This window comes from uncultured Arthrobacter sp. (genome assembly GCF_902805515.1).
Classification (GTDB): domain Bacteria; phylum Actinomycetota; class Actinomycetes; order Actinomycetales; family Micrococcaceae; genus Arthrobacter_D.
On the sequence record NZ_CADCTE010000167.1, the window covers coordinates 1 to 6,214 of the forward strand.

General features: G+C 71.2%; 5 protein-coding genes. All 5 read left to right on the forward strand.

Annotated elements, in window-relative coordinates:
• The coding region (gene trpC, locus QZX79_RS15435; RefSeq protein WP_294569612.1) for an indole-3-glycerol phosphate synthase TrpC at positions 1-736 on the forward strand (736 nt) is incomplete at its 5' end.
• A 118-nt stretch (positions 737-854) separates the two neighbouring features.
• Positions 855-2,240: a tryptophan synthase subunit beta gene (trpB, locus tag QZX79_RS15440; RefSeq protein ID WP_294569614.1), complete on the forward strand. Its 1,386-nt coding sequence runs from the start codon at positions 855-857 to the stop codon at positions 2,238-2,240.
• A complete protein-coding gene (gene trpA / locus QZX79_RS15445; protein WP_294569615.1) occupies positions 2,237-3,040 on the forward strand; it encodes a tryptophan synthase subunit alpha in 804 nt (267 codons plus the stop codon). Before trpB ends, trpA begins: the two co-directional genes overlap by 4 nt.
• Complete coding sequence (lgt, locus tag QZX79_RS15450; RefSeq protein ID WP_294569618.1) at positions 3,037-4,239, forward strand: prolipoprotein diacylglyceryl transferase; 1,203 nt, start codon at positions 3,037-3,039, stop codon at positions 4,237-4,239. The genes trpA and lgt overlap by 4 nt, the downstream gene beginning before the upstream one ends.
• Positions 4,240-4,463: 224 nt before the next feature.
• The coding region (locus tag QZX79_RS15455; RefSeq protein WP_294569620.1) for a glutamate synthase central domain-containing protein at positions 4,464-6,214 on the forward strand (1,751 nt) is incomplete at its 3' end.

Sequence of the window (6,214 nt, forward strand, 5' to 3'; positions counted from 1 at the left end):
CCGCGCCCGCGCAGCGGACCGGACGCCTGCCGTTGACGCCCTCGAGGCGCTGCGCGGGAACGACGGATCGCTCCAGGTGATCGCCGAGGTCAAGCGCAGCAGCCCCTCCAAGGGAGCACTCGCCGCGATTTCGGACCCTGCGGCCCTGGCGGCCCGGTACGAAGCCGGCGGCGCGTCGGTGGTGAGCGTCCTCACGGAGCAGCGCCGGTTCAACGGGTCCCTTGCCGATCTCGACGCCGTCCGCGCCAGCGTGGACATCCCGGTGCTGCGCAAGGACTTCACCGTCGAGGACTACCAGATCCTTGAGGCGCGGGCCCACGGCGCGGACCTCGTCCTGCTCATCGTGGCGGCGCTGACCGACACCCAGCTCGAGCACTTCCTGGGCCTGACCCACGAACTGGGAATGAACGCGCTCGTCGAAACCCATACGGCCGACGAGGTGGAACGGGCCGCGGCCCTGGACGCCCGCATCATCGGCGTCAACGTGCGGAACCTCAAGACGCTGGAGATCGACAGGTCGGTCTTCGCCGAGCTGGCCGGCCGCATCCCGCAGGGCGCGGTCACCGTCGCCGAATCGGGTGTACGCGGCGTGGCCGACGTCGAGGAATTCGCCGCGCTGGGCGCGCACGCAGTGCTCGTCGGCGAGGCCCTCGTCCGCGGCGACGACCCGGCGGCAGCGGTTGCGCAGTTCCGTTCCGCCGGCGCCGCGGCCCGCCGGGGGCTGCGGCAGCGATGAGCCCCTACCGGGACGCCCCCCGCCGGGGGTAGGCCCTTCCCACGGTTCCCGGACCGACCCAGCAGCACCAATGGCCGGCTTTCGCCGGCCCCTGATCACTCCACGACAGGACAAGCCAATGACCGACATCCACCAGCCAGCCGGACCACGGGTTTCAGGGGCGGCACCGCACGCCGAGATCGACAGCGACGCCGCGGAGGCCTTCCTGAGCCACGACGCCCACAGCGCGTCCGACCATGAGAGCCTGCGCCACGCGCCGGGACCCTACTTCGGGGCCTACGGCGGACGCTGGATGCCCGAGTCGCTCATTGCCGCCCTCGACGAGCTGCAGGAGACGTTCGAGGCTGCGAAGAAGGACCCGGAGTTCACGGCGCAGATCACCGAGCTCAACAGCACCTACGCCGGGCGGCCCTCGCTGCTGACCGAGGCAAAGAGCTTCGCGGCCCACGCCGGGGGCGTGCGCGTGTTCCTCAAGCGCGAGGACCTGAACCACACCGGGTCGCACAAGATCAACAACGTCCTCGGGCAGGCACTGCTGGCGAAGCGGATGGGAAAGACCCGGGTCATCGCCGAGACCGGTGCCGGTCAGCACGGAGTGGCCAGCGCCACGGCGGCCGCCCTCCTGGGCCTCGAGTGCGTCGTCTACATGGGCGCCGAGGACACGCGGCGCCAGGCCCTCAACGTGGCCCGCATGCAGCTCCTCGGTGCGGAGGTCATTCCCGTGACCAACGGCTCCCAGACGCTCAAGGACGCCATCAACGATGCGCTGCGTGACTGGGTGGCCAATGTGGACAGCACCCACTACCTGCTCGGCACCGCCGCCGGCGCCCACCCGTTCCCGGCGATGGTCCGCTACTTCCACGAGGTGATCGGCGAGGAGGCCCGCGCCCAGATCCTCGAGCAGACCGGGAAGCTTCCCGACGCCGTCTGCGCCTGCGTCGGCGGCGGCTCCAACGCCATCGGCATCTTCCACGGCTTCCTTGACGACCCCTCCGTGCGCCTCTACGGCTTCGAGGCAGGCGGCGACGGCGTTGAATCCGGACGCCACGCCGCCACCATCACCCTCGGCCGGCCCGGGGTGCTCCACGGCGCCCGCTCCTACCTCATGCAGGACGAGTACGGGCAGACGATGGAGTCCCACTCCATCTCCGCCGGCCTCGACTACCCCGGCGTGGGCCCCGAGCACGCCTACCTCGCCGACATCGGCCGGGCCTCCTACGAGCCGGTCACCGACCGCGAGGCCATGGACGCGTTTCAGCTGCTGTGCCGCACCGAGGGGATCATCCCCGCCATCGAAACCGCCCACGCCCTGGCCGGGGCGCTGAAGGTCGGCCAGCGCCTCGCCGCGGACCTCGCCCCCGGCGAGCAGGCCGGTGACAAGGTCATCATCGTCAACCTCTCGGGGCGCGGCGACAAGGACGTCGCGACGGCGGCGGAGTACTTCGACCTGCTGCCCGACGACAGCGCCGAGCAGGAAATCGCCCAGGAAGGGGAGCAGCTGTGAAGACCCTGTCGTCCAAGGCCGCAGCGGCGGTCGAGAAGGCCCGCTCCGAGGGGCGCGCGGCCCTGATCGGCTACCTGCCCGCTGGGTTCCCCGACGTGCCCACCACCATCGAGGCGGCCCTGGCCATGGCGGCCAACGGCGTCGACCTGATCGAGATCGGCATCCCCTACTCCGACCCGGTCATGGACGGCCGGGTCATCCAGGACGCCACCGTCCAGGCCCTCGCCGCAGGGTTCACCGTGCCCCAGATCTTCGACGTCGTCCGCGGCATCACCAGCGCCACCGATGTCCCGGTCCTCGTCATGACCTACTGGAACCCCGTGATGCGCATGGGCGTGCGCGAGTTCGCCTCCCGCCTGGCCGAGGCCGGCGGGGCCGGACTGATCACCCCGGACCTGATCCCCGACGAGGCCGCCGAGTGGATGGCCGTCTCCGACGAGTTCGGCCTGGACCGCGTGTACCTCGTGGCGCCCTCGACCTCGCCGGCACGGATGCGCAGCACCGTGGAGGCCAGCCGCGGCTTCGTCTACGGCGTCTCGGTCATGGGCATCACCGGGGCGCGCACCTCCGTGGGCGCTGCCGCCCGCGCCGTCGTCGATGACGCCCACGCCGCCGGCGCCGAGCGCGTCTGCGTCGGCCTCGGCGTCTCAAGTGCCGCGCAGGTCGCGGAGATCGCAGGCTACGCCGACGGGGTCATCGTCGGCACCGCGCTGGTGGCAGCACTGCGCGACGGCGGGGTGCCCGCCGTGGCCGCCCTGTGCAAGGACCTCAGCACCGGAACCGGAAAGAACCCCTCATGAACGCCGTCTCAGCCCCCATGCCGGTCCCGGCGTCGATTCCCAGCCCGCCCGCGGAATGGGCGAGCTTCAGCCTCGGCCCGCTGACCATTCACCTTTACGCCCTGTGCATCCTGCTGGGCATCATCCTGGCCCTGTGGCTGACGCAGAAGCGGTTCGCCCGCTACGGCGGCCGGCCCGAGGCCGTCTGGGACGTCGCCGTCTGGGCCGTGCCCTTCGGGATCATCGGCGGCCGGCTCTACCACGTGTTCTCCTCGCCCGACGCCTACTTCGGCCCCGACGGGGATCTCTCGCTCATTCCCCAGATCTGGCTGGGCGGCCTCGGCATCTGGGGGGCCGTGGCCCTCGGCGCCGTCGGGGCGTGGATCGGCTGCCGCCGGGCGGGGATCCGCCTGTCGGCCTTCGCCGATGCCGCCGCACCCGGCGTGCTGCTCGCCCAGGCCGTCGGGCGCTGGGGCAACTGGTTCAACCAGGAACTCTACGGCGCACCGACCGACCTGCCGTGGGGCCTGGAGATCGACGCCGACAACGCGGCGTTCCCCGCCTCCGCCGAGCCCGGCACCCTCTTCCACCCCACCTTCCTCTACGAGTCCCTGTGGAGCCTCGCCGGGGTGGCGCTGCTGCTGCTGGCCGACCGCCGCTTTGGGCTGCGCGGCGGGCGGATGTTCTGGCTGTACGCCGCCTACTACACCCTCGGGCGGGTCTGGATCGAGGCGCTGCGGATCGACGACGCCGAGATGGTCTCCCTGTTCGGGATCACCGCACGCCTCAACGTCTGGGTCTCCATCGTCGTGTTCCTCGCCTCCGTGGCCATCCTCGTGTACCTTAGCCGCCGCCTCCGCGGGGCCGGCACCCCCTCGGTGTACCTGCCCGGCCGGGAGCCGGCCGCCGACGCCGTGGGCGACGGGACGGCCGAAGCGAAGGCCGGCGCGGGAGCCACCGGCGCGAAGGCCGCCGACGCGAAGGCCACCGGCGCGGAGAGCATTTCCGGCGCTGGGAGCACTTCCGGCACTGGGAGCACTTCCGGCGCTGCGGACGACGCGGATGTCCACGGGGCGGACGCCTCGGCGACGCCGGAAAACGACCGTGGTAATCTTTCGGAAACACATGGCTCCTCAGTGACCTCCGGGTCGCAGGACCCCGCGAAGGCGGAGCCACGGGACTCGGCCTCCCGAACACAGTCCCCGGGCCACCGCCCCTAAAGGACGCTTCCGGACCACACCGACGTGGCTCACCGGGTACCGGCCGGGCCACCCCTCCGGCGCCGCTACCTACGGCTGCCGGCGCGGCACGGCGACTCCTGTCTCCGCCCCGCGCCACCGCCGTCCCGGAACACGCTTTCGACAAGTACGACCGGCGCCCGTGGGCGCCCTGGGGCCAAGGCCGTCCCCTCCCGACGCTCCATTCTGGGGGAAGGACTCTTCGAATGACCGCTGAACACCCGAACACCGCTCCCGATCCGGGAGAGGCCGCCGGCTCCGCTCCGACCGACGGGGAGACCGGCACCGCTCCATCGCCCTTCGAGCGTTTCGCCGCGCTTCCACCCGCCTCCGGGCTCTACAACCCGGAGAACGAGAAGGACGCCTGCGGGCTGGCGGTCATCGCCACCCTGCGCGGTGTGCCCGGCCACGACATCGTCGACGCCGCCCTGACCGCGCTGCGCAACCTTGAGCACCGCGGCGCCGTGGGCGCCGACGAGGGCACCGGCGACGGAGCCGGGCTGCTCACCCAGGTCCCGGACGAGTTCTTCCGCGCGGTCGTCGACTTCGAGCTGCCGCCGGCCGGCTCCTACGTGGTGGGGACGGCGTTCCTCCCGGCCGAGGACAAGGAGCAGGAGACGGCACGCGCCGGCATCGAGTCGATCGCCGCGTCCGAAGGGCTGGCGGTGCTCGGTTGGCGGGTCGTGCCCATCGTCGCCGACCTCGTCGGCGCCATGGCCCGGGCGTGCATGCCCCACTTCGAGCAGGTGTTCCTCGCCCCCGTCGAGGGCGCCGGCACCAACCTTGACGCCATGGCCTTCCGGGTGCGCAAGCGGGCCCAGAACAAGTACGGGGTCTACTTCCCCTCGCTGTCCTCGAAGACGATGGTCTACAAGGGCATGCTTACCACCGCCCAGCTCGAGCCGTTCTACCCCGACCTCTCCGATTCGCGGTTCAAGACCCGGCTCGGCATCGTCCACTCCCGGTTCTCGACGAACACCTTCCCCTCCTGGCCGCTGGCCCAGCCGTTCCGCACCATCGCGCACAACGGGGAGATCAACACCGTCAAGGGCAACCGCAACTGGATGCGGGCCCGGCAGTCCCAGCTCGCGAACCCGCTGCTGGGGGACTCGCCCGAGGAACTCTTCCCGATCTGCACCCCCGGGGCGTCCGATTCGGCCTCCTTCGACGAGGTCGCCGAGCTGCTGACCCTCTCCGGGCGGCCGATCACCCACTCGATCATGATGATGATCCCCGAGGCCTGGGAAAACCACGCCACCATGGACCCCGCCCGCCGGGCCTTCTACCAGTACCACTCAATGCTTATGGAGCCCTGGGACGGACCGGCCGCCGTCTCCTTCACCGACGGCCGGCTCGTCGGGGCCGTCCTTGACCGCAACGGGCTGCGCCCGGCGCGGTACTGGGTCACCGAGGACGGCCTCGTCGTCCTTGCCTCCGAGGTCGGCGTCGTCGACATCGCCCCCGGCCGCGTGGTCCGCAAGGGGCGGGTCTCCCCGGGCAAGATGTTCCTGGTGGACACCGAGATCGGCCGCCTGATCGAGGACTCGGAGATCAAGGCCGAGGTCGCCGCCGCCAACCCGTGGGCCGACTGGGTGCGCGAGAACCTCATCTCCCTCGAGGAGTTGCCCGAGCGCGAGCACGTGGTCCACACCAAGGCCTCGATCAACCGCCGGCAGCGGACCTTCGGCTACACGCAGGAGGAACTGAGGATCCTGCTCGGACCGATGGCGAGGACCGGCGCCGAACCGCTGGGCGCCATGGGCTCCGACACGCCCGTGGCGGTGCTCTCCAAGCGGCCCCGGCTGCTGTTCGACTACTTCGTGCAGTCCTTCGCGCAGGTGACCAACCCGCCGCTTGACTCCATCCGCGAGGAACTCGTCACCTCCATGGGCCTGTCCATCGGCCCCGATGGCAACCTGCTCTCCAACGGGCAGGTCCGCTCCAAGCAGGTGGCCCT